The organism is Sphingobium sp. Cam5-1 (assembly GCF_015693305.1).
Lineage (GTDB): Bacteria > Pseudomonadota > Alphaproteobacteria > Sphingomonadales > Sphingomonadaceae > Sphingobium.
Map to the genome: position 1 here is coordinate 475,386 of NZ_CP065138.1, position 23,001 is coordinate 498,386.

The following is a 23,001-nucleotide window of genomic DNA, read 5'->3' on the forward strand; positions in this document are numbered from 1 at the left end:
CTTCTACGCACAAGATAGCGCTACCAAACGCGTGCTTTACAGACCGAGGCTTCGTCTGCGGGTCTGATCTGCGTCTCTGTTCAGGGCAACTGCGTAGTTTCAAAGGTCGTGCGCGACAACCGGAGATAGGCAAACGATCAACACTTGTTGAGTTAGCGATCGTTTCCGGAGGCTCTGATTTATTATTGAAAGCCAATGTTATAATTTCAGATGGGAGAGGATAATGCAAAAGCATTCACGCAATTTAAACTTGTTACTTCTTGTGACTAGTTCTGCTTTTGGTCTGTCGGTGCCAGTTGCAGCCCAGACCGTGACCGGAAATGTTTCATCGGGCACCAATCAGTCGAGCACTGAAATTATCGTCACGGCGACTCGTCGGGCGCAAGCGCTGCAGGATGTTCCAATGAGCATCAACGTCGCCACTGGCGAACAGATTGAGCAGTTGAAGATCTTCGACGTCAAAGACGTGCAGCAGCTTGCTCCGGGGCTTGAATTGCGGAACGACAATGGCCGCGCCAATTCAGCAACGCTTCGAGGTGTGACGTTCGATCCCGACCAGGGCACCGGTCCCGCGGTTGACCTCTATTTCAATGAAGTGCCTATCGACGCGCAAACAGCGTTCACCGCAATCTACGATATTGACCAGATCGAAGTGCTGCGCGGCCCGCAGGGCGCGCTGCGTGGCCGTACAGCGCCGTCGGGCGCGATCACCCTGCGCACCCGCCGTCCCAACCTGAATACGATTGAAGGATATATTCAGGGCACGGCGACGGAAGACGCTGGCTACAACGTCCAGGGCGGCGTGTCGCTGCCGCTCGTGACCGACAAGGTTGCGATCCGTGCTGCCGTCCTTGTGGATGGCAATCGCCTGAACCAGGTCCGCAACATCACCCGCGGTGACCGTTCACGCAGCCGTACCGAAAGCGCTCGCCTGTCGGTGGCTTTGCAGCCGACCGAGGGCTTCGACATCAACGTGATGTATCAGTACCTTAACGCTGATAACCGCCTTTACACGCAGGTCTTTGGTCCCGGCAGCGCAGCCATCGGCAATCCGCCGATCGGGCTGGATGATCGGTTCAGCCTGTCCGAAGGCCGCAGGCGCTACCTCAACAACACGCACCTCGTCACGCTGGACGCCAAATATGACCTGGGTCCGGTTACGCTCGCATTCGTTGGGGGCCATCAGGAAACCAAGCTGACGCAATATAGCGAGAATGATCCTGGCAACGCCATTGCCAACTATGCGCCGACCCAGCTCACGCGGACGCCCTATAATGTAGATACGGCTGAACTCCGCCTGATGTCCAACAATGAAGGCTTCTTCAATTGGACTGCCAGCGTCTTCCACACGCATCAGACCGGCGATGTGACCGTCGAAAATCCGCTCGATTATATCGTCGGCTTCCCTGGTGTCCCCGCTCCGGTCGCCATCGTTCCGGTGACGGGCTTCATCAATGTTCCGGTCAAATCCAAGACCTGGGCGTTCGCTGGCAGCGTGCGGTTGAAGCCGACCGATGAACTGACGTTCGAAGCGGCAGGCCGTTACACGATGTCCAACGGTCAGCAGTTCGCGACGATCACAATTCCGGGTGCGGGCACCTTCCCCATCGTGGATTATAAGTCCAAGGAACGTCCCTTCACCGGCATGGCATCTTTGACCTATGAGGTCAGCCGCGATCTTACCGTCTATGCATCCTATGGCCGGGCGTTCCGCGGGTCGACTGCTGGTGTCGGCATCCCGCAGAATGTCAGTGAGGATTTGGCGATCAGCAAGCCGGAACATTCGGACAATTTCGAAGTAGGGTTCAAGACCGCTTTCCTCGACCGGCGTCTGTCTCTTGACGTGTCGGCCTTCTATCAGAAGTTCGACAACTTCATTTCGCGCTTCACCGGCATTGCGACTGATCAGGGAACCAACATCGATGTGACCGGTGACGGCGAGCCTGATGGTGTGTATGTTGGCCCGCCTGATGGCGACGTCGATACGACCGCCGACTACAACTATAATGGTAAAGCGACGGTCAAGGGCATCGAAGCAACTTTGGCGGGCCGCCCGACCGACAATTGGGACTTCTCGGTCAGCATGTCCTACATCAAGGGTCGTTATAAGAATGCCCTGCTGCCTTGCACGACGATCGATCCTGCCACTGGCCAACCAGTCGTTATCCCGAACCCGGCCTTCGGCGGTGTCAACAATGTCAGCTTCTGCAGTCGCAATTCGCGGCTGGCCGATATTCCTGACTTCAGCTTGACGGCAAATACGGAAGTGCGCTTCGGCTCCGGTCCGATGCAACCCTTCGTCCGGGCGCTGTTCACCTACCGCCCGAGCGTCTATTCTGACCGCCAGCAGTTCCGCTATCCTTCGCGTGAACTGGTCAATCTCTTTGTCGGTCTGCGTGGCGAAGAAAGTAAGTGGGAAGTCTCGGCGTTCGTCCGCAACCTCTTGAACCAGAACCGGATCACGAACATCAGCATCAACAACAGCACGTTCGAAGCGAGCAATGATCCGAGCGTCATCTACGACTCGGGCTACCGCACCGTGAACGTAACCAACCCGCGGGAATTTGGTCTTTCCGGGACTTTTAAATTCTAAGCCTCTCCACCTCCCGCCAGCCTTCGGCTGGCGGGATATTTTTTCTGGTGGAGCATCCTTGCCGTACCATACGAAATGCAACGTACGTGTTTACTTCTCACCCCGTCAATTATAAGGTGCGGAGAGCGGTCCTCGACTACAGGGCACGGGATCGGCGGTACATTCCGACGGAGAATTATCTTGGCTGATAGGCTCGCAATTACGCGGCGTATGTTCATTGCCTCTACTGCTCTAGCGACGCCGGTAGCCGTGATGGCTAGCGGTGTGGGCAGGGCAGTGTATCGCGATCCCAAGGCTCGGATCGAAGATCGCGTCCGCGATCTGCTGAGCCGGATGACCCTGGAGGAGAAGGCCGCACAGATGCGGTCGATGGCGTACACCAAGTCGTTGTTCCTCGACGGAGACAATTTCTCACCAGAAAAGGCGAAGCAGGTTTTCGTCAGCGGCATCGGGCAGATCGGCAACCCGAGCGATACAAACGGTACGGCCAGGTCGGCCAAGGACGCCTATCGCACCGTGGGGGAAACGATTGACTTGGTGAACGCCATCCAGCGGCACCTTGTCGAAAATACCCGCCTCGGCATCCCAGCCCTGTTCCATGAGGAAACCGCTCATGGCCTGAAGGCGCGAGACGCGACTATCTTTCCGATTCCCTTGGGCCTTGGCAGCACCTGGGACCCGGCGCTGGTCCAGCAGGCGTACGAACTGGCGGCGCGAGAGGCCCGCCTGCGGGGCGCTACCGTCGCGCTCAGTCCGGTTCTGGACCTTGCCCGCGATCCGCGCTTCGGCCGGGTCGAGGAATTCTTCAGCGAAGATCCCTATCTGGTCAGCCGGATGGGCATCGCCTCAGTGCGTGGGCAGCAGGGGCAGCGACCCTTGGCGGCGGACAAGGTGTTCGTGACGCTCAAACACTTCATTCACGGCGCACCCGAGAGCGGGCTCAATATCGGTCCAGCCGACATGAGCGAGCGGACGCTGCGCGAGAATTTCCTCGTACCCTTCGCGCAGGTAATCAAAAACGCCGACCCTGCCGTGATCATGCCTTCGTACAACGAGCTTGGGGGCGTTCCCTCCCACGCCAACTACGAGCTTCTGCAACGTACCGGACGCGAGCGGCTTGGCTTTCGCGGGGCGTATTTTAGCGATTATGGCGGGGTCACCAATTTGATCACGCATCATCATATGGCGGCGAATGACGATGATGCCGCCGTGCTGGCGGTTCATGCAGGCATCGATGCCGAAATGCCGGACGGTCAAGCCTATGCACGGTTGCCCGAGCTGGTCCGCGCTGGCCGCGTTCCCGAAGCCAGCATCGACGCGGCGGTATCCCGCATCTTGGCGCTCAAGTTCGAGGCTGGTCTGTTCGAAAATCCCTATCTGAACAAATCCCTCGCCCTGCGTCAGGTCAATGCGCCCGCCAGCAAGGCGCTTGCGCGCAAGGTCGCGCAGAAGTCTCTGGTGCTGCTGAAAAATGACGGTTTGCTGCCGATCGATCCGGCCAAGCCGCGCAAGATCGCAGTCATCGGACCGAACGCGGTTGAGCCATTGTTTGGCGGCTATTCATCCGTGAACGCGCAGGCCGTGGGGATATTGGCGGGCGTGAAAGCGGCTGCCGGGCGAGCGATCTCCATCGAGCATGCCGAAGGTGTCCAGATTGTCAAACCCGACCCCACGGGTCAGCATCTGCCCGCCCGCGCCGCGCGCTACGCCGATCCGGCGGAGAATGCGACGCGCATAGCCCAGGCTGTGGAGGTCGCGAAACGGTCAGATGTGATCCTGTTGGTCGTCGGCGACGTGCCGGAAATCACCCGCGAGGCGATCCATGCTGGAGCGCCGGGCGATCGTAACAGCCTGAACCTGTTCGGCGATCAGGACGCGCTGGTGGATGCGATGATCGCGACAGGCAAGCCGATTGTTGCCTTGCTGATCAACGGGCGTCCGCTCACGGTCAGTCGCCTGGCCGAAAAGGCCAATGCTCTGGTGGAGGGCTGGTATCTCGGCCAGGAGGGAGGGAACGCCTTTGCCGATATGCTTTTCGGCAAGGTCAATCCGGGTGGCAAACTGCCGATCACCTTTCCCCGGTCGGTTGGCGACCTGCCAGTGTTCTACAACAAGCATTCTTCAGCCAAGATTGGCCAACGCTATGTAGAAGCCAAGCCGACGCCGCTTTTTCCTTTCGGCTATGGCCTGAGTTACACGACGTTCGAGATGACCGCGCCGCGCCTCTCGAAGGCCACCATTGCGGTCGGCGAAACAGCAATCGTGGAGGTGGACGTCACAAATACGGGACAAAGGCCAGGCGATGAAGTGGTCCAGCTCTATGTCCGCGATGATGTAAGTTCCGTGCCGCGACCGGTACTGGAGTTGCGCGGATTTGAACGGGTGACCTTGAAGCCAGGTGAAAAGCGCACTGTGCAGTTCCGCCTTGATCCCGACAGCCTGGCATTCTGGAACATCGACATGAACTATGTCGTGGAACCGGGCACTTTCACGATTCACGCCGGTCCGAACTCGGTCGATCTGAAGTCGGTGAAGCTTACGGTTGCCTGACCAGCGACATTAGCGAAGGTGGCGCGCGCCGACCGCGCACAGGAGTGAAGATGATGTGGGATCGCCGCGAAATAATTGGTGCCGGAGCAGCAGTCTTGGCTTCTTCTGCTCTTACTAAGCCGTCTTTTGGCCAGACCGATACCGAGCATGTGGAGATCGATCTTCGCCACGAGACGGGCGCGCTGGATCATATCTGGTCGCGTTGCGCGGGATCGGATCGGGCCTCCGCCACGATGCGGGAAAGTTGGCGGCATGATCTGGAGCGGTTCAGGGTCGAAACGGGCCTGGAACGCGTGCGGTTTCACGGCATATTCAACGATGATCTTGGCGTCTGGCCCGGAGGGATGAACGGCAAGGATCCAAATTTCCAGAATGTCGATGAAGTCTATGACGGCGTTCTGGCGAGGGGAGTGCAGCCTTTCGTTGAGTTGAGCTTCATGCCCAAGAAGCTCGCCAGCGGGAACACAAAGCTGAATTTCACCTACAACGCCAATATCACTCCGCCAGCGTCGCCGCAGGCATGGGGCGATTTTATCGGCGTTTTCGTGCGCCACCTGATCGATCGCTATGGTCTGGGCACAGTACGCCAGTGGTATTTCGAGGTTTGGAACGAGCCCAACTTGAGCTGGTTCTTCAGCGGTACGCAAGCGGACTATTTCGCTATGTACAAGGCCGCGGCGCGCGCGATCAAGGCAATAGACCCCAAGTTGCGCGTGGGCGGCCCCTCCACCGCGGCGGCACAATGGATGCCGGAGTTTCTCGGCTTTTGCGCTCAGGAAAATCTGCCCGTCGATTTTGTTTCGACGCATATCTATGCGGGCGATGACCAGAAGGAACTGTTTGGCGAGGCGAATAAAATTCCTCACAAGGATGTGATCCCCGCAGCCATGGCCAAGGTACGGAGCCAGATCGACGCGACGCTATACAAGGGCGCGGAACTGTGGCTATCGGAATGGTCGTCGGACAGTCCCGCGATGATCGCCCATGTCATCAGCAATTGCCTGCCTTACTGCCACGCCATGTCGCAATGGTGCATCAGCAATGTGTTCGAAGAGATCAACTTCCCCAATTTCATCCTGAAGGAAGGCGACGGCGGCTGGGGCATGATCGCCCAGCGCGGCATCCCGCGCCCGTCCTTCAACACCTACAAGCTGCTGCACCGGCTGGGTCAGCGCAGGCTGGCGACCACCGGACCGGCTCTTGCGAGCAAGACCAGGAACGGCGCAGCTGCACTGATATGGAATCTTGCCGAAGTGAAGCAGCCTTCCGGGATACCGGGCATGAGCAACGAGCGGATCGTCACGGGCGAACGCAAGAAGATTAAGGTCAAGCTGAAGGGCGCTTCTCCAGGAAAGAGCGTGCGGGTCAGCTATGTCGATCAGGAGCGGGGTTCGCCTCTCCCGAAGTGGCGAGAATTGGGGTCGCCGCAATATCCCAGAAAGGATCAAATCGATCAGATCCGCCGGGCTGCCGAACTCGCGCCGCCGGAAACGCGGCGCCTGGATAAAGAGGGCGTCTTGACGCTGGACCTGCCGCCTGAAGGCGTCGCATTGGTTGAAATGTTTGAATGAATAGAAGCCTAAATTCGCTTTTGTGGGCGTCTTGTGGTGCAGGCGATAACTTCATAAGTGAGACTGCCTAACGAAGACGGGACATCTGGGTGAAGGAATCGAAGAAGCGCGGTTCGCCGGTTGACGCAAAGCCTAAACCTCAAGCCACGCGGGTTAGTAGGCGCATGGGACGCCCGCCAACCAAGAAAGCGGGCGAGATAGAGGAAGCTATTCTGTCAGCGGCGAAGGAAATGTTCCTGTCGCTCGGCTATGAAGCAACCTCGATGGAAGCGGTGGCGCAGGCGGCCGGTGTTTCCAAACGAACATTGTACATCCGTCATTCGACCAAGGAAGCGTTGATAAAGTCTGTAGTGGAAGATCGCATCCGCACCTGGTCTAACGAAGCAAGTGCCCGCAACAGCGAGGTGCCCGAGGCATTTCCCGAAAGCCTGAAGCGGCACGCCCAGACCTTTGTCCACATGCTTGCCAACCCTGAAGTTCGGCAATTTGATCGGTTGATCTTGACGACGGCCCATCGCTTCCCCGAGATCGCTGAATCTTTCTACAACCTCGGCTACAATTACGAGCTCGGCTTCCTCACGAACGAAATCATCATAGGGACGCAGAACGATGCTGTGCCTCCTAAGGAGCCCAAGCGCGTAGCGCTGCAGTTGTTGAGTATGATCCAGGGGTGGCGCAGGACCGAGGAAACGGTGCGCGAGATCAGCACTGAAGAAGCGGCGGAATTCGCGTCTCAGGCGGTGGACGTGCTGTTGCGTGGTAGGGACAGTTGGTAAAGTATTGGCCTGGTTGACACGATTGGCCGGAGCATATGACAGCCGGCCAATCGCGCGAGGCTTACTTGGCCTTCAGTTTGGCGAGGTCGGCGTCGACATCGGCAAGTACCTTGTCCGTGATCTGATCCGGCGAATATTGCTGAATATCCTTCAACGTCATCGAACGAGCCATATCGACCTGATCATTCGTGGTCATGCCGGGAACGTGCTTTTCCAAAACAGCCTTTGCAGCGGGATCGTCAAGCAGGGCGCCGATTTCGGTCGTCGAGCTTGAATAAGCTGCCTGAGCAAAAGCGGGCAGGGGTGCCATCGCGACTACCGCGGCGACCAAGATCAATTTCTTCATTTTTCTCTCTCCGTCAATGAGTGGCAAACTATTTAGCAGGATGTTGGTTTAATGCAACGAACCTGTTTACTTCTCCCGTGATAAAGCGCTATGCCTTGCCCGTTGCTGAACAACGTTGAGTAGGGGTGAGGTGATGAAGGCGGTCGCGAAGCGGAAGGTGTTCCGGGTCCTTGGCGTTCTTTTTACTGGAGTTGCCTGAAAATGCTGCGCCAGCCCAATGTCAGCCGCAGGTCTGTCCTGATCAGCTCCGCCTGCCTTTTCGCATGGCAGGCCTCGGGAATCCCCGCTGCGATGGCCGCTGCCCGCCGTCCGCTTTCCGGCCGGGTCAAGTCGCTGATCGCTCAGATGACAATCGAAGAAAAGGCGGGGCAGCTGACGCTTATGCCCACGCCTTGGACATCAGCAGCAGCAGCAAAGATCAATCCGGAAGCGGCCTTGCGCAACGTCGAGAATTTAACGGACGACGCGCAGGCCGGGCGGCTGGGCGGCGTGTTCAACGGTTTCGGGGTCGAGGCGCATCGCAAGCTTCAGACCGCAGCGATGAAGGGCCGCCTTGGCATTCCCATGATCTTCGCGGGCGATGTGATCCACGGTTACCGCACGGTTTTCCCGGTGCCGCTCGGGGAAGCGGCAAGCTTCGACCCGGACCTTGCCGAGCGCACCGCCCGTGCGGCCGCCGAAGAAATGGCGGCAACCGGTTTCGACTGGGTCTTTGCGCCGATGGTGGACATAGGCCGGGACGCACGCTGGGGCCGTACGGTCGAAGGGGCGGGCGAGGATGTGCTGCTGTCGAGCGACATGGCTCGTGCGCGGACCCGCGGCTTTCAGGGCCGCTCTCTTGCCGACGACGCTTCAGTTGCCGCCTGCATGAAGCATTTTGTGGCTTATGGGGCTGCAGAAAGCGGGCTGGACTATAACACGGCGGACATTTCGGAACGCACGCTGCGCGAAGTCTATTTGCCACCGTTCCAGGCCGCCGTGGATGCAGGCTGCGCCACGGTCATGGCCGCGTTCGAGGATATCGCTGGTCGTCCAATCCATGGCGGCCGTGAGTTCCTGACCGACATATTGCGCGGTGAGATGGGCTTCGATGGGCTGGTCGTCGGCGACTATAATGGCGATGTTGAAATCGCCGCGCGGGGCCTTGCAGCCGACGCAAGGGACGCCGCGCGGATCGCCATCATGGCAGGGCTCGACATGAGCATGGCCAGCGGCATCTACCGCGATCATCTGCCTTCGTTGGTGCAGGCGGGCGAAGTGCCGATGGAGCGGGTGGACGAGGCGGTCGGCCGCGTCCTCGCACTCAAGGAAAGGCTCGGTCTGTTCGAAGATCCTTTCCGGCGGATGGACCTGAAGCGCCAGCAGGTGCGCATGCGCACCAAGCCGACCCTCTCGCTCGCACGCGAGGCGGCCCAACGCTCTATCGTCATGCTGAAGAATGATGGCGACCTTTTGCCTTTGCCGCGCAAGGGCAAGCGGATCGCCATCATCGGCCCCTTTGCGGAGGGCCCCAGCAATCTGCACGGGCCTTGGACGCTCTTTGCCGACAATAAGGAAGCGGTCGATCTTGCCAGTGCCGTGCGAGCGGCGGTCAGCGACCCTTCGCTCGTTACCGTGGTGAAGGGTAGCGAGATCACGGCTCCGATTGACGGCGGGATCGATGCAGCCGTGGCGGCCGCCCGCGCGGCGGATATCATCATCCTTGCCGTTGGCGAACGCGAAGCGATGTCGGGCGAGGGCGCCTCGCGCGACATCATTGTGGTCCCTGCCCCGCAACAGGCCTTGGCCGAGGCAGTCGCTGCCGCCGGTAAGCCGATGGTCGTAGCGCTTCGCAACGGGCGCGCGCTCGCGTTGGAAGGTCCGATCCTCAACGCCCCGGCGATCCTCGTCACCTGGTTCCTAGGTTCGGAAATGGGTAATGCCGTCGCAGATATCCTATTCGGAGCTACAGGACCATCAGGGCGCCTCCCCGTCAGCTTTCCTATTTCGGCGGGGCAGGTGCCTTATTATTACGCGCATCGTCGGCCGGGTCGTCCAGCCAACGCGCGATACATTACATCGAAATATGAGGCTCGTTTCCCGTTCGGCCATGGCCTGACATATGGGAAAATCAGCTATGCCGATCTTGTCATGTCCTCCAAGCAGATCCCGAAGAATGGCCGTTTACGGGTGATGGTGACGGTCAAGAATGACGGGAAATATGCGGCCAAGGAATTGGTGCAGCTATATGTGCAGGATGTCGTTGCAAGCGTAACTCAGCCCATCCGGCAGCTCAAGGCTTATAAGCATGTCGATCTGGCACCTGGTCGTTCTCAGCAGCTTACATTTGACCTTGCGATCACTGATCTTGCCTTCCTTGGTGTTGACCTGAAGCCTGTGATCGAAGCGGGCAAGTTCAAGCTGTGGATCGCACCATCCGCCGAAGCTGCCGGTCTCGCCGGAGAGTTCGAGGTATCGTGATCTCGCCTGCCTAAGCGCTAGCGGCAGTTAATCAAAGCGTGGGTCGCCTCATGAGGCACGCACGCCTCATCCTCCATTTTGTGTTGTCAGCAGTTGTGGAGGAGCTAAGGCCGCTGGCACGCCGAGAAATATAGTTGCGGTTATATGTCCAAGACATTTCTCAGCAACTAGGCTTTTAGAGATATTCTCGTCCATAAGTTTGCGCATGCTAGATCCGAATCCCCATATGACTTTTCTCGAAGTCCAGCTTCGATAGGACTAAGCGGCTGCGACTTATATTATTTTCGAGCTTGATTCTCGGATCTGCCTCTGCGGAGCTTTGCAAAGCAACGCTCGTTTCAGCATTGAAATGTCCGGCCGTGCTAGATGCGAGCGAACTCACCCTTGAGCACCTGGACATAGCGGCTGGCCTTTCGCTTCCGCCGCCGATGGTAGCTTCGCACCAGGGATGTGAGGCTCTTGATGTCTTCCAGGTTGAAAGCGTCTGTCAGCATGGTGACCTCAAGTGCGACATCGCCGAAGATCCTATCTTCCACTGCGCGAAGGGGAGCAAGACGGTCATTGTTCGAGGCTATGGCAGCAACTAACTCCCGATTGTCCTGCCGTCTAGCTATTCGAAGGAAAAGATCTGCTGTCCTCTCGGCGGTGTTCATCGGGTAGCGTAGCGAGGCAGTCTCCTCCGCCTGCGGCAAATTCAACCGTAGCACATGAAGAAGGACATAGCCGTTCCATTCCAGAAGGTCACGGATGGTGGCTTCATCAAGCGTCGGTACAAAGAAGCCGTCACCCGGAGAGACTTGGACGAGCCGCTCGCCGGCAAGACGATTGAGGACGTCTCTCACCGGCGTCATGCTGGCATGAAGTTCATCGGCGATGCGTGAAGCCTCCAAGCGATATCCCATGGGATAATGTCCTGCACGCAATCTCGCCTTCACTGCGACATAGACTCGCTCAAGGACAGGGGCGGGGCTCATCGGGGTTCCGCCTCAAGGGTTATCCAGCCATGGCCGAACCTCTCCACTGCGTTGTCTTGCGAGAATATCCTCAACCATCATCTCCTGGTCGGGCCGCAGGGCGTCAATGGCGCCAGGAAGAGGGGAGACGTCGTCGCTTAACAAGAGGGAAGGACAGCGTCCCTCATAATTTCCCAAATTGGGTCGATGTTGAGCGTAGCCCGCCAAACCCGCCAGCTCGATGCTGAAAGTCCGGGCGATTTCAGGCGGATAGGCAAGCCAGAGATTTTCATAGGGCTTGAGCCATCCGAGCGAATAACCGAATATGACTGCTCGTCGCGGAGCCGAGCTGACATTGGCGCCGGCACCGTGAAGGGTGGACCCTAGAAAACAGATTGCTGATCCGGGAAGGCATTCAGCTATGACCGGCGGGGCGGGATGACTTTGCGTGATCCCGTGCGCGCCATGGCTGCGCGGGTAGAATTCCGTGCCGCCATTCTCCTTCGTGAAGGGCGAAAGCGGCCAGATGACGTTGACCAGATATTCGTGCTTCCCTTTTTCGCCTTGCCACATGTCGTGATCGCGGTGCGGAACCTGGGCCAAGGCGCCCGGATGAATTTCGATCGCTTGTGCAACGTTCATTTGGATGCGGTCGCATGCCTCGCCCAGAATGGCATTTGCCATGTCGAGAAGGACGGGGTGGGTGACGAGGTCGGCGGCATGGAGTGACCGCCTCAGCAGCGAACCAAATCTTTTTGTCCGCTCTCCGTAGAATCCGCCTTTGCAGAAGGGCGCTGCTGAAAAGACCGGCGACAGATCCGCTTCGAGCGCTGCTATTTTCTCGAGCGGCAGAAGGTCAGGGATGATGCAATAGCCCTGCTTCAGCAGTTTCTGTGTCCAAGCGCCGGCAGCGACCGTCACAGATGGTGATCGGGCCATCACGCGCGCTCCTGTGCAACAGCTGATAGCTGCTCCGGGAGGCGCGGCGGTTCGTACACGCCCGTACGCTTAAGTCCGGCAATGGTGTCGCCATCGATCTCGATATGGATCGCGACCAATGCCTGGCCCGCCACGGAGACCACTGGTCCCAGGGGCTTGCAGCGCCACCCGAAAGTCATGATCTGCTCGGACCAGGCTGGCGCAGCCACACCGGTAAAGCCAGTCAGGTCATGCGCGAGCCCATATTCCGCCAGGGCGGTCACCAGCTGATTGCGTGCAAGGCGCCGCGCCGCCCCTCGGTGGTGCCGGCTCAGGCAGAAGCGGGTGATCTCTCTGACCGCCGGCCCCGAGGGCGGCGGCGCCGCGCAAAGCATGGGGAAGCAAGCGGAGAGAAGATGATCCGTGTCGGTTGGGAGTAGCCGCGCTGAGGCGCGGTGCGCACCGTCCCGGTCGGTGAGTATCACATATTCGGCGCCGGGCCCGTCAAACTGGTCAAGCTCATATTCCCCGGCCAGGACAGGCAGGTCCCAGCCCAGCAGATCGATGAACACTTCCTTGCGGGCCCTGAACATCGCGCGCATCGCCGCGCCTTCTGCGCCGTAAATCATGCTTTTGTTCGAATGTTCGAACATGTCCACCTCCCATGTTGGAGAGCGAAGCGGACCAGATCAGCCGAAAAGCGGCCATACCTGGATATTGGTATAGCGCTCACTTCGAGATGCTCTGGCGCGAATGCCTGCCGATTCGGCCTCGACCTTCAGAGGCTCGTCTGGCACGTCGGAGTCCCGCAATTTCCTGATGAAAGGGTAACAATGACCGGAACCGAATTGATCGAGGCTGTCGCGGCGGCGCAGGGCGCGACGAAGGCCGACGTTAAGAAGATCATCGACGCCGCATTGGCCGCCATTGCCGATGCGGCCGTCCGCGGCGATGAAGTGTCGCTGGCTGGGTTCGGCAAGTTCAAGATCAAGCAGAGCGCCGCGCGCGAGGGCAAGCATCCGCGTACGGGGGAAAGCATGACCATCGCAGCTTCCAAGAAAGTCAGTTTCCAGCCGGCCAAGGCCCTCAAGGACAAGGTCAACGGCTGACAGTTCAAGCGTCCGGGGCATCCTCGCCATGCGGCACGATGTCCCGGGCAATCTCTTCGCTCAGATGGGAGCCCCGCTCGAGCCGACGCGTCAGCGCCTCGACAAACGACTCCCAGCGCGCCTTGCCCATGGCGCGCGCCGACGCCGAGGCCTCGTCGGGCAGAGGAGCCGTGTGGATCAGCCAGGTGCGAATGAAGAGCGCCAGCGTCTCTGCTACGACATCGCTGCGCCAGGCGGCCCGATCATATTGCCGGGTCAGACGATCCAAGCGGCGGCTGATGGCTGCCTCTATCCGGTCAGAGCCATCGGGAGAAAAATAGCTGGCGAGCGCCCGGGCCACCGCATCGGACTGCGATATCCGCTTCATGCGCGCGAATTCGCTCAGCTGCCGGGACTGGCCGGGCGCGAGCCGGATCGTGTGCCTGATGGTCTGACGGCTCATATCTCTATTCCATCTTTGGGATCCAGGGATGCCTGTCGTGCGGCGCGCGCCGCACGCCGCGCCAAAGCTTCGCGTGCGAGGCTTGCGTCGTCAGGCGCATCGTCGAACAGAAATTCATTTCGGACCTGTGCGGGCCTCTTTGAAGGCGCCACATCTTCATTCATGCCGAGCTCCGGTTCCCGCCTGATTCCCCCATTAGCTGCGTCGGTCGTAGGTCCGTGTGAAATCGGCGGAGCCAACGGCCGAATGGGCGCTTGCATCGACCAGTCGTCCCTCACCGCGCCGGGGACTTGTCCGGGCTCAAATCTGGGCGGGGGCAGAATGCGCGCCCGGAAGCGAGGATCGGAATAGTAGCGCGCCTTCTTGGCCCGGATCGGCGGCGAGCCTGCGACCATGACGATCTCGTCCTCAAGTGGCAGTTGCATGATTTCCCCGGGGGTCAGCAACTGGCGGGCCGTCTCGCTGCGGGACACCATGAGGTGGCCGAGCCAGGGCGAGAGCCTGTGGCCTGCATAATTTTTCATGGCCCGCATCTCTGTCGCCGTTCCCAAGGCATCGGAAACACGCCGGGCTGTGCGCTCATCATTGGTGGCGAAGCAGACGCGGACATGGCAATTATCCAGGATCGCGTTGTTCGCGCCATAGGCCTTCTCGATCTGGTTGAGGCTCTGGGCGATGAGGACGCTCTTGATCCCGTAGCCCGCCATGAAGGCGAGGGCGCTTTCAAAGAAATCGAGCCTGCCGAGCGCCGGAAACTCGTCAAGCATCAGGAGCAGCCGCTGGCGCCGTCCGCCACTGTCGAGGTCTTCAGTGAGCCGCCGCCCGATCTGGTTGAGGATGAGACGGATGAGCGGTTTCGTCCGGCTGATGTCCGATGGTGGAACCACGAGGTAGAGCGTCGTCGGGACTGAACCAACAAGATCAGCGATGCGCCAGTCGCAGCGGGCGGTGACCTCGGCGACAACAGGGTCGCGGTACAGCCCCAGGAACGACATCGCCGTCGAGAGGACGCCCGACCTTTCATTCTCGCTCTTGTTGAGCAACTCGCGCGCGGCGCTGGCGACGACGGGATGGACGCCTTCCTTGCCGAGGTGGGGCGTGGTCATCATGATCCGCAGCGTCTTCTCGATCGACCGTCCGGGATCGGACAGGAGCCCGGCGACACCGGCGAGCGACTTGTCGGGTTCGGCATATAGCACATGGAGAATGGCTCCAACGAGCAGCGAATGGCTGGTCTTTTCCCAATGGTTTCGGCGTTCGAGCGAGCCCTCCGGGTCCACCAGCACATCAGCGACATTCTGGACGTCACGCACTTCCCCAGGGCCCCGCCGGATCTCCAGCAGGGGATTATAGGCGCTCGAGTCAGGCGATGTCGGGTCGAAGCGCAGCACGCGGCCGTGCCGGCTCCGAAAACCGGAGGTGAGTTGCCAATTTTCTCCCTTGATGTCGTGAACCACGCAGCTGTTTGGCCAGCAAAGCAGCGTCGGAATGACAAGGCCTACGCCCTTGCCGGAGCGGGTGGGCGCAAAGCAGAGAACATGCTCTGGGCCGTCGTGACGCAGATAGTCACCGGCGCTACGGCCAAGGACCACACCATGGGGCGAGAGCAGGCCTGCCGCCCGGATGTCCCTCTGGCTCGCCCAGCGCGCCGATCCGTAGGTTTCGGCGATCCGGGCTTCCCGCGCCCGCCAGACCGACATCGCGATGGCCGCGCAAACGGAAAGCAGGCTGCCTGAGGCTGCGATCCACGCTCCGGTCACGAATATCTCTGGCGCGTAGGCGTCGTAGCTGAACCACCACCAGAAAAAGGCAGGCGGGGGATAGAGGGGATAGCCCGCGACCGCAAACCAGGGAGAGCCGAGCGCGTCCTGGTATCCAAGTGCAAACGCCGTCCATTGGGTCGCGCCCCACACGGCGCCGAGCGTGAGCAAGCAGACAAGGGCGACCTGACCCCACTGGATGCGCGTGGCTGACATGCTAACCTCCTTTCATCTCGGTTCAAAGGGAGAGGCTACGGGAGCGTCCGAGGGTCCACTCGACGCCACCGCCTGGCCGCATCGTCCCTGCGACATGCTCGCCGAGATGCGCGTCCAATGCTGGACGCCAGGGCACGAGCTGGAACCCCATGCCGTCATCGATCATCGCGAAGCGGCCCGAGGCGAGCGTCACGCGTTCGCGATAGGTGCCCGATATCAGTTCGCCTGCCTCTGCGGACTGCGGAGTGAGGCCCGATCGCTTCGCGATTGCGGCACCGGCTTCGGTAAGATCGCGTTCACGCAAATGGGCGAGAAGGCGAGGGGAGAACAGCAACTGACCTGCTTCTCGCCATGCCAGATTCTCGTTGATCAGATGATCGGCTCGCGCCGCCATTGCGACGCGCACCTCCCCGCCGAAGCCGCCTTGTGCGAGCGGCGCGTTGCCGATCAGCTGCCGGTCGAGCCAGGTAGCGCCGCGCGCGCTGATCTGTTCGCCAAGCGTGAGGTCGGAGCGAACGGCGAGCGCGGAGCGGGGCCTGCCATCGCGACCCTCCCATCGCCGCAGTTCGACAATGGCGCCGGGCGGTGCATCGCCTGTCCACTCAAGATCGGAGAAGCGCAGATAATGGGCCCGGCCATCGACCCCTTCGACGATGGCGAAGGCGCTACCCGACAGCTCGTCGGCAAGGCCGCGGGCGGCAAGGCGACCAATGACATGGCCCTGTGCCTGAGGCTCGTGCAGTGCAAAGTCTGTCGGACTGACCACGCGTCCGGCATGGGTCAGTGTTCGGTGCATCGTCTTGATGACGTCGCCACGGAGACCAAGCTCCCGCAGCGTCGCTTCAAGGTCGGGGTTGATCGACCAGCAGGCTGGTGCCAGCGGTTCGGCGAGCCCCCATTTTTCCAGTTGCATGGCGCGGCCGATGAGCCGTTGTGCGTAGGCGCCCGGGCCCGCCTGTTGCCGCAGATCGAGCAACCCCGCTGTCTCTTGCGTGATCGAGAGGATCCGGCGATCAAGGCTTGTCCAATGCTCCGCGCCAACTTCCCGGTCGAGCGCCGCGGCAATGTCCAGATCGGAGCGGGGACCCAGTTCGAGCGTCACGCGGTTCTGCGCGCGAAGGCGCATGTCCTCGCGGATGTAACTGCGGTCGATCACGAGGTCGGTGCCGTCTTCGGCGACGCCTCGCAGCAGGATGTGGACATGGGGATTATCGGTGTTCCAATGATCGATCGCGATCCAGTCCAGTCTGGTGTCGAGGTCGCTTGCGACGTCCGCCATCAGTTCCCTGGTGAAGCCGCGCAGCTCGTCCATTTCAGCGGCATCTTCGGGTGCGAGGATGAAGCGAAAATGGTGCCGGTCTTCGGCGCAGCGCTGCGCAAAGGCCTTGGTGTCGACGCCGTCGCCCGTCGCATCGAACATGTCTGGCTCCTGCCCCTCCTGGCTCACCCCCTCGCGCTGAAGGTAGGAGAGGTGACGGCTCATAGGTGCGGCGCGGAACCGAAGACCTTTGTGGCGGACGATCCGTGCCTTGATGATGACTCGCCGCGCATGGGGGTTCGCGCGGGAGGGGAGGCCGGCGCGTGCGCCCCGCCCAGCCCAGCCGGTGCCGCTGCCCGCACGTCCCTTGGCCAGAAAGCCTGCCTTTGCCGCCGCGCGGCGGACCTCGCCCATGAAGGAGAGGGGCCGGGCTCCGCTGTCGCGTGGTCCGGACAGGCGGGGACGAAAGCTGTGGTCGTCCCTGGTCATCGGAGGCAGTTCCTGGGTTGGGCGGCCGGTGACGTCGCCTTCATCATTGAAAATGCGGGGAAAACGGACCCTTCCGACGCTGCCGGCAGGGAAGGAGCGTCGCGGAAAATCCCTGTCCGACAACCATTTAGCAGTGGTGTGACGTCACCCCTTTTATCTCGCCATGCGTTTTTCTCCCTCACGGCCGCCTGCTCCCCACAGCGACAAAGAGGCCATGCCCGGGGGCTGCGCGCGAGAGCGCGGTCGGGGAGGGGAAGGGCGAAGCAGGCCCCGGCTCGTCAGCGCTCGTCGATCCGGCGGCCGCCCCACCGCGCGCGAATAGCACGGACTGGCGCCAGTCGGGCGTGCTCCTTGCGCGCGCAGGCAGCTCTTGGGTGGCGATGTGGGGAGAGAGCCGAGCGACATAGTCGCGGGTCTCTGCGGGAAGGGGGCGCCCCATCCGCAGCCATTGTTCATAGCGGCCAGGCCCCGCATTATAGGCGGCGAGCATGCCGTTTGGACCATAGCGGTCCAGCATCTCACGCAGATAGGCAGCGCCTGCCAATATGTTGTCGCGCGGATCAAAGGGATCAGTTCCAAGACCGTAACGGGCGCGCAGCGCGCGCCAGGTTCCCGGCATGATCTGCATGAGGCCGATGGCACCGGCGCGTGAGACGGCGGAAGGGTTGCAGCGGCTTTCCTGGTCCATGACGGCCCAGATCCAGCGCTCCGGCAAAGCCGAGTGTGTCGCCGCTTCGGCAACATGGGTGCGCAAGCGGGACAGGCTCGCACTGTCGCGGCATGGCGGCTCCGTGGCGCTGGAGGGCGATGACTGCGGCAGAAGGATGAGCAAAGTGGCGACAGCGCGAGCGCCTGTTGGGTGCAGCCTCATGGCGTGGCTCGGCTCCATGCTCCAGCGCCGATCCTGCTCGGCCATGTGAGTAATGGCGTCGCGGTGCCTATGAGGCCGCCGCTGGGGACAGGTCCGAAATAGCGGCTGTCGAGGCTGTCGGGGGCCTCGGCGTTCAGGAGGAAGATCTGTCCCGGCCTCATGCGATGGCACCCTGTCCACACCGGCAGGGGCCGACCGAAGCGATCGGTTTCCAGAGCGCGCGCGACGGCCTTTCCCTCGACCCAGACCGTAGCGCCGGACCGGCATATCGTCTGGCCGGGCAGAGCCCTTACATGCTTGAGCAGCGGTACGCCGGGCGGCAGATAATGGCGGCGCGCCATCCATGTGGCGAGCGGCGCAGGCGGCGTGATGAATATCATGTCGGAGAGGCGCGGCGTACGGCCGGGGTGAATGCGGTAGAAGCCCGTGGGTGCGCTCGCGCTCGCATTCCATGCGAGGCGCGGAGCAATGTCGAAGAGCAGCGAAGAGGCCGGGCCAAGCGCCGCCAAAGCGGTCATGAGAAGAGTGGAGCGGGGCCTCATCATGATCGCTCCATGATTGTCGAGCGCGCGATAAAGGCGGCGTGGCGTTCGCGCGAATAGAGGCGTGGCGGCAGGTCGGCGGCAAGCTGATTGTGCACATGACGCCAGTGATCGGGCGCGGCGCTCCGCGGATCGATGCCAAGGCTTCTAATCGCGGCGATGGCTTCGAGCACGGCGGCGACCTTGGTCCAGCCCCGAACGCTGAGCAGAAGAGCGCCGCCCGGGAGGACGTGTGGAATCGTGGTATAGGCTTCATCGGCGCGGACGGTCAGGAAGATGTCGAGGCGCGATATCGATGTGCCGCCTCGGTCCAGCGTGCGGCGGCTCAGCGCCACGCACTCGCCTGGTGGAAAGCTCACGAAATGATCCTGTCGATTGGCGACAGCCTCATCCAGGGGCCGACCGAAGAGCAACTCGTCTTCGATCCGGCCCTCGATCCATTGCAGCTGGACGCGGGTCAGAGGCTCGTCGTGGCCGACGACGTTACTGCCGCTTGCAGACAATGGGCCGCCGCCTTTTATGCGCGCCCGCCGATTGACGGATGGACGCCACGTGGCGCTGTTCATCGGCATGGGAAAGAGGGAGCGGGCGCGCCGGGTGAGCCCGGCCCGTGCTGCCCCAAGCGCCGCCCAGGCGGTTAGAAAGGATCGGTTGATCCTCTTATTAGCATGGTTAAGCCACTGGGCGGCCGCGCATTTTCCCCGAGTCGCGCGGAAAACATGTTTCCAATCGGCCGAGCTTCGCGTTTCCCTTAGGCCGAGTTCCGGCGTTTTCAAAAGGCCGATTCCGTTCATGCTCTGGACCTCCGGTCCTGCCGGACTCGCCGCATGGCCTGTCGGATCGGATCGACTGGTTCAGCCACGAAATGCAGCCGTTCCCGCCCCTGCATGGTTTCCAGGGTGAGACGGTAGCCGGGGAGCGGTTGCGCTGTGACGATACGGCGGAGGCGAAAGGCGAAATGACGCCTGGGTTCGAGCATGCCCGATTTGAGATACAGATGGGCGACATCGAAGCTCCAGCCGTTGAGTTGCCGACCGCCATGCTTGCGTACGATGCGGTAGAGCCATCGCTCCAGGCCGCCGGTCAGCGAAAAATAGGCAGGATCGATGGTGAGGATCAGCGCCCGATCGAGGATGCCGGCATAGAACCAGTCAGGTAGGATCAGTTCGATGCCGACCGGGCGGCCGGAGGCGTCGAGACGCTCCTTCCACTCGTTGATCCATGAAAATCGATGCCGTCGGCGGCCATCGCTTTGCCGGATGGAGGTTGCGACGGATGTGGATTGGAGCCGATCGAGCGCCGCCTTCAGGCGGCCATAATGGTCGCCCCCGGCGCTGCGCCGGATGAACCGCAGGATTTCGTGCGGCGTTGCGACCATCAGTCGCGAGGTCGGGCGTCCCATGTCGCGGGCTTCGACGATCTGGCTTGCGGCCCAGATGAGGATATCGGCGTCCCAGATGGTCGCCATGCCATGCTCATGGGTCGCTTCCACATCGATCCATATTTTGCCCATGGTGAAGCGGATGGGCGCGGTTCGTTTCCGCTTGGCCAGGCTGAAAAAGGGCCAGGACATGAGATCCTGCGCGTCGCGCGGCGCGATGTCGCCGGGACCGGGATGGAACAGCTTGAGCTGGCGGGCGCGGGGCGCGGTGACAGTCATGGTCAGCGCCGCACCGGACCATCGCTGCGCATTCGCCTCGCCGGGTGGATCGTTCCGGCGCCGGGATCGGAGGTGGACCGGCGTGTCCCGACCTCGGCCCAGGCATCGAGGTCGGCAAGGGCGTAGACGATGCGGCCGCCGAGCTTCCGATAGATGGGACCGGTGCCGTAGCAACGATGCTTCTCAAGGGTGCGGGCGGAGAGGCCGAGATGCACGGCAGCATCGGGCGTCCGCAAATAGCGGGGGCGTACGGGATCCATCGGCGGCTCCATCAAGGGCATGAGCAGCATGGGCCGCTCGCGGTTGGTGCCGGACAGATTGGACAATCGCTGGAGGGGCGGAACTCCCGGACTTTGGGGATGATTGTTCCGCTTTCTGGGGGGAGGAAGGCCAGGGGTGCGGCCGTCATTGGGGGGCGGCGCTTGCAAGGGAGAGCTCAGTTCCGGGAAGACGGTAAAGATGGCCGTTATAGCGCGGCCCCGAGCGTTCACCGGCTGGGGGAAGGGCGCTGTGCGCGTGGCGACAGAACGCCGCCCACTTTCTCAGAAGAATGCCGTCGCCGCCGGCGACGGCCTATTTTTTTGGAGCCAAGGAAAAGGGAGGCGGCGTGAAGCCGCCCCCCGGCTCCCTCACGCCGCCAAGGGAAGGATTGGCGTTGTCCCGTCAGCGCCACGCGCCTGATCCGCACGGATGAGCGCATGGGCGTCAACGGTCGGAACGCCGCCGCGCCCGGTATAGGCGCTGGGTGGGAACTGCATCCACAGGGGCACCCAGCGATCCTTCTTGTCCCGCCCGTTGGCACCCCCGAGATGATCCTGGACGAGCGTCCGCAGGACTTTCGTCTTCTCACCCGCGTTTGCGACAGCCACCGCGCTTCCACCCACATCGTCCAGCAACGCCCCCAGCACTTCGCGATCGCGGACAAGCTCAAGAAAGACCGTATCGGCTTCCCACCAGTTTGCCATGTCGACCTGCATGTGGAGGCCGAGCGCTTCTATCACGGGGCTGCCGCTGGCGAGCGCTTCGCCCATGACGATTGTGACAACGCGCAGGACATCCTTATCGGACAGGGTCAGCAGGCGAGCAAAAACCGCGGACAGCGGGTCGCGCGCGACGCCATTCTCCTGATCGTCTTGCGTCGCCTCGAAAGACCCGCCGATCACGGATGGATCATCGGCGCAAAAGCCGAGCAGGCCAAGCACGGACCGGCGCTCGCTGTCGAAAACCGTCTCGCCGACCGAGGTTTCGACGCTTTCGCGCAGCGCGTCGCTGCGCGCCGTCTGCGGTTCGGGGGACACCCTGAAAAGACGGGAGCCCGCGATGGCATGCGCCGCCATCAGGCGCAGCGCGACGTGCCCATGCCCGATCAGAGCGGCGCGCACGGCGGCATGGCGGTGAAGATTGACATAGTCACCCATGGCCGAGGTCAGTTCGGGGCGGGCGACCTTTCCTTCGGTCGCGCCACTACCGCTATTCCGCCGAGCGCGATCCGCTGCCTTCCGGCTCAGATAGCCCTCATGAAAGGCAACTTCGCCATTGGATCGCACCACGATATAGACGCGCCCGCCGCCCCGCTTGCTGGTCTTCTCATATTCCCACTGGTGGAAATGCTCGGTCGGCGGAACGATGACAGCATCGCTCCATCCCGCGTCAAGATAGCGCTCCCTGCGCGTCTCGATCACCCTATTCTGCTCGGTCCAGAACAGGTCCGCGTCAGCGAAATAGCGGTCCTCACCAAACAGGTCGCCAAGGATCGTACCCGGGAAAGCGGCCAAGTCGAAAAGGGCGTGACGAACCGGAATGGCCTGACCGCCGAACAGCCATCCTTTCAACTGATGTCCGACAGGGGCGTGACAATCAGGATCATCGAGTAGCGCGAGCCATGCCCTCTGCTGGCTCTTGGTCGCGAGTGTCAGATGGCGCACGGTCGTGGCGTCTATGTCGTCGCGCCGATAGAGTTCGCGGATGCGGGGCAGCAGGTTGCCGAGCGCAAGGATGCGCCGCACCGTCAGTTCAGATAGACCGAATGTGGACGAAAGATCCTCGAGCGTCCGCCCCTGCTTCACCAGCCGCACAAAGCTCTCCCAGCGCGACACTTCGTCAGGGTCGAGGCGGGCGAGATTTTCGATCAGCGAGGCTTCGAGCGCTGCGGCATCGTCTCCTGCCGCCATGATGGCGGCCGGCAGGCGGGCGAGCTCGGGGTCGGCACCCTCCTCCTGGCACGCGAGTCGCGCTGCTTGCACGCGCCGCCTTCCTGCAACGATTTCGAAGCGGCCTTCTTCGCTGCCGGGCCGGAGGATCACGGGGACGATGACGCCGCGCTTGCGGACCGTTGGCAGGAGATCGGAGACGTCCGGGTCCCTGCGGCTGTGCCGCATGTTCATGACACACACATCGATATTGCAAAGGTCGATAAAGTCGAGTTTCATCGGTCTGGCTCCTGATGGAGTGCCGGTTCCGTTATGCGTTGGACTGCCAGACGGAACC

19 protein-coding genes are annotated in these 23,001 nt (G+C 61.5%); 6 read left to right on the plus strand and 13 right to left on the minus strand.

Translation table 11 applies throughout. From position 1 onward, the window contains the following. The first annotated feature begins 223 nt into the window (after nucleotides 1–223). The 4 genes from IZV00_RS02450 (at nucleotide 224) to IZV00_RS02465 (ending at nucleotide 7,490) form a co-directional block, all read left to right on the plus strand. Nucleotides 224–2,593, plus strand: coding sequence for a TonB-dependent receptor (locus IZV00_RS02450; protein WP_196225619.1), 2,370 nt, complete (start codon nucleotides 224–226; stop codon nucleotides 2,591–2,593). A 252-nt stretch (nucleotides 2,594–2,845) separates the two neighbouring features. Beyond that, nucleotides 2,846–5,143 carry a glycoside hydrolase family 3 N-terminal domain-containing protein gene (locus IZV00_RS02455; RefSeq protein ID WP_230463274.1) on the plus strand — a complete coding sequence of 766 codons (2,298 nt, stop codon included), beginning with the start codon at nucleotides 2,846–2,848 and terminating at the stop codon, nucleotides 5,141–5,143. 50 nt (nucleotides 5,144–5,193) lie between these two features. Beyond that, nucleotides 5,194–6,714 (plus strand): GH39 family glycosyl hydrolase, encoded by a 1,521-nt coding sequence (locus tag IZV00_RS02460; RefSeq protein WP_230463275.1) that lies wholly within the window; start codon nucleotides 5,194–5,196, stop codon nucleotides 6,712–6,714. A gap of 89 nt (nucleotides 6,715–6,803) precedes the next feature. Next, complete coding sequence (locus IZV00_RS02465) at nucleotides 6,804–7,490, plus strand: TetR/AcrR family transcriptional regulator (protein WP_196225620.1); 687 nt, start codon at nucleotides 6,804–6,806, stop codon at nucleotides 7,488–7,490. 61 nt (nucleotides 7,491–7,551) lie between these two features. Here IZV00_RS02465 and IZV00_RS02470 read toward each other — a convergent pair whose 3' ends face one another. Then, complete coding sequence (locus tag IZV00_RS02470) at nucleotides 7,552–7,836, minus strand: hypothetical protein (protein ID WP_097093137.1); 285 nt, start codon at nucleotides 7,834–7,836, stop codon at nucleotides 7,552–7,554. A gap of 201 nt (nucleotides 7,837–8,037) precedes the next feature. Between IZV00_RS02470 and IZV00_RS02475 the strand changes: the two genes are divergently transcribed. Then, nucleotides 8,038–10,296 carry a glycoside hydrolase family 3 N-terminal domain-containing protein gene (locus IZV00_RS02475; RefSeq protein WP_196225621.1) on the plus strand — a complete coding sequence of 753 codons (2,259 nt, stop codon included), beginning with the start codon at nucleotides 8,038–8,040 and terminating at the stop codon, nucleotides 10,294–10,296. 362 nt (nucleotides 10,297–10,658) lie between these two features. Here IZV00_RS02475 and IZV00_RS02480 read toward each other — a convergent pair whose 3' ends face one another. Genes IZV00_RS02480 through IZV00_RS02490 form a run of 3 tightly spaced genes read right to left on the minus strand, consistent with a single transcriptional unit; the run spans nucleotide 10,659 to nucleotide 12,820 of the window. Continuing rightward, nucleotides 10,659–11,270, minus strand: coding sequence for a GntR family transcriptional regulator (locus tag IZV00_RS02480; RefSeq protein WP_196225622.1), 612 nt, complete (start codon nucleotides 11,268–11,270; stop codon nucleotides 10,659–10,661). Nucleotides 11,271–11,282: 12 nt separating this feature from the next. Continuing rightward, nucleotides 11,283–12,188, minus strand: coding sequence for a phytanoyl-CoA dioxygenase family protein (locus tag IZV00_RS02485; protein ID WP_196225623.1), 906 nt, complete (start codon nucleotides 12,186–12,188; stop codon nucleotides 11,283–11,285). Then, nucleotides 12,188–12,820 carry an acyl-homoserine-lactone synthase gene (locus IZV00_RS02490; protein ID WP_230463278.1) on the minus strand — a complete coding sequence of 211 codons (633 nt, stop codon included), beginning with the start codon at nucleotides 12,818–12,820 and terminating at the stop codon, nucleotides 12,188–12,190. Before IZV00_RS02490 ends, IZV00_RS02485 begins: the two co-directional genes overlap by 1 nt. A 180-nt stretch (nucleotides 12,821–13,000) precedes the next feature. Here IZV00_RS02490 and IZV00_RS02495 point away from each other — a divergent pair, with 180 nt between their 5' ends. Then, nucleotides 13,001–13,276: an HU family DNA-binding protein gene (locus IZV00_RS02495; protein WP_196225624.1), complete on the plus strand. Its 276-nt coding sequence runs from the start codon at nucleotides 13,001–13,003 to the stop codon at nucleotides 13,274–13,276. Between the two features lie 4 nt (nucleotides 13,277–13,280). On the opposite strand, the gene IZV00_RS02500 is transcribed toward IZV00_RS02495, so the two are convergent. The 9 genes from IZV00_RS02500 to IZV00_RS02540 form a co-directional block, all read right to left on the minus strand. Then, complete coding sequence (locus IZV00_RS02500; protein ID WP_196225625.1) at nucleotides 13,281–13,718, minus strand: CopG family transcriptional regulator; 438 nt, start codon at nucleotides 13,716–13,718, stop codon at nucleotides 13,281–13,283. Next, the gene (locus IZV00_RS02505; protein WP_196225626.1) at nucleotides 13,715–15,694 is read right to left on the minus strand and encodes a conjugal transfer protein TraG; all 1,980 of its coding nucleotides are present in this window, start codon (nucleotides 15,692–15,694) and stop codon (nucleotides 13,715–13,717) included. The genes IZV00_RS02500 and IZV00_RS02505 overlap by 4 nt, the downstream gene beginning before the upstream one ends. Nucleotides 15,695–15,716: 22 nt before the next feature. Further along, complete coding sequence (locus IZV00_RS02510) at nucleotides 15,717–17,441, minus strand: relaxase/mobilization nuclease domain-containing protein (protein ID WP_196225627.1); 1,725 nt, start codon at nucleotides 17,439–17,441, stop codon at nucleotides 15,717–15,719. A gap of 178 nt (nucleotides 17,442–17,619) precedes the next feature. Beyond that, the gene (locus tag IZV00_RS02515) at nucleotides 17,620–18,312 is read right to left on the minus strand and encodes a lytic transglycosylase domain-containing protein (RefSeq protein ID WP_230463279.1); all 693 of its coding nucleotides are present in this window, start codon (nucleotides 18,310–18,312) and stop codon (nucleotides 17,620–17,622) included. Then, nucleotides 18,309–18,857: a S26 family signal peptidase gene (locus IZV00_RS02520; protein WP_230463280.1), complete on the minus strand. Its 549-nt coding sequence runs from the start codon at nucleotides 18,855–18,857 to the stop codon at nucleotides 18,309–18,311. The genes IZV00_RS02515 and IZV00_RS02520 overlap by 4 nt, the downstream gene beginning before the upstream one ends. Beyond that, nucleotides 18,854–19,420, minus strand: a complete 567-nt coding sequence (locus IZV00_RS02525; protein WP_196225628.1) for a DUF2840 domain-containing protein — start codon at nucleotides 19,418–19,420, stop codon at nucleotides 18,854–18,856. The genes IZV00_RS02520 and IZV00_RS02525 overlap by 4 nt, the downstream gene beginning before the upstream one ends. 224 nt (nucleotides 19,421–19,644) lie before the next feature. After that, nucleotides 19,645–20,514 carry a replication initiator protein A gene (locus IZV00_RS02530; RefSeq protein WP_196225629.1) on the minus strand — a complete coding sequence of 290 codons (870 nt, stop codon included), beginning with the start codon at nucleotides 20,512–20,514 and terminating at the stop codon, nucleotides 19,645–19,647. Between the two features lie 2 nt (nucleotides 20,515–20,516). Next, on the minus strand, nucleotides 20,517–20,786 hold the full coding sequence (locus IZV00_RS02535) for a helix-turn-helix transcriptional regulator (protein ID WP_196226472.1): 270 nt from the start codon (nucleotides 20,784–20,786) through the stop codon (nucleotides 20,517–20,519). A gap of 357 nt (nucleotides 20,787–21,143) precedes the next feature. Continuing rightward, entirely contained in the window at nucleotides 21,144–22,943 is a 1,800-nt protein-coding gene (locus tag IZV00_RS02540) for a ParB/RepB/Spo0J family partition protein (protein WP_196225630.1), read from the minus strand. Nucleotides 22,944–23,001: the final 58 nt, after the last annotated feature.

Coding starts and splice junctions, on each gene's coding strand:
- IZV00_RS02450 (WP_196225619.1), top strand. CDS start 224: ATGCAAAAGCATTCACGCAATTTAAACTTGTTACTTCTTGTGACTAGT.
- IZV00_RS02510 (WP_196225627.1), bottom strand. CDS start 17,441: ATGACCAGGGACGACCACAGCTTTCGTCCCCGCCTGTCCGGACCACGC.
- IZV00_RS02535 (WP_196226472.1), bottom strand. CDS start 20,786: ATGGAGCCGCCGATGGATCCCGTACGCCCCCGCTATTTGCGGACGCCC.
- IZV00_RS02525 (WP_196225628.1), bottom strand. CDS start 19,420: ATGAACAGCGCCACGTGGCGTCCATCCGTCAATCGGCGGGCGCGCATA.
- IZV00_RS02500 (WP_196225625.1), bottom strand. CDS start 13,718: ATGAGCCGTCAGACCATCAGGCACACGATCCGGCTCGCGCCCGGCCAG.
- IZV00_RS02480 (WP_196225622.1), bottom strand. CDS start 11,270: ATGAGCCCCGCCCCTGTCCTTGAGCGAGTCTATGTCGCAGTGAAGGCG.
- IZV00_RS02505 (WP_196225626.1), bottom strand. CDS start 15,694: ATGTCAGCCACGCGCATCCAGTGGGGTCAGGTCGCCCTTGTCTGCTTG.
- IZV00_RS02470 (WP_097093137.1), bottom strand. CDS start 7,836: ATGAAGAAATTGATCTTGGTCGCCGCGGTAGTCGCGATGGCACCCCTG.
- IZV00_RS02515 (WP_230463279.1), bottom strand. CDS start 18,312: ATGAGGCTGCACCCAACAGGCGCTCGCGCTGTCGCCACTTTGCTCATC.
- IZV00_RS02530 (WP_196225629.1), bottom strand. CDS start 20,514: ATGACTGTCACCGCGCCCCGCGCCCGCCAGCTCAAGCTGTTCCATCCC.
- IZV00_RS02485 (WP_196225623.1), bottom strand. CDS start 12,188: ATGGCCCGATCACCATCTGTGACGGTCGCTGCCGGCGCTTGGACACAG.
- IZV00_RS02540 (WP_196225630.1), bottom strand. CDS start 22,943: ATGAAACTCGACTTTATCGACCTTTGCAATATCGATGTGTGTGTCATG.
- IZV00_RS02455 (WP_230463274.1), top strand. CDS start 2,846: ATGGCTAGCGGTGTGGGCAGGGCAGTGTATCGCGATCCCAAGGCTCGG.
- IZV00_RS02490 (WP_230463278.1), bottom strand. CDS start 12,820: ATGTTCGAACATTCGAACAAAAGCATGATTTACGGCGCAGAAGGCGCG.
- IZV00_RS02460 (WP_230463275.1), top strand. CDS start 5,194: ATGATGTGGGATCGCCGCGAAATAATTGGTGCCGGAGCAGCAGTCTTG.
- IZV00_RS02475 (WP_196225621.1), top strand. CDS start 8,038: ATGCTGCGCCAGCCCAATGTCAGCCGCAGGTCTGTCCTGATCAGCTCC.
- IZV00_RS02520 (WP_230463280.1), bottom strand. CDS start 18,857: ATGATGAGGCCCCGCTCCACTCTTCTCATGACCGCTTTGGCGGCGCTT.
- IZV00_RS02495 (WP_196225624.1), top strand. CDS start 13,001: ATGACCGGAACCGAATTGATCGAGGCTGTCGCGGCGGCGCAGGGCGCG.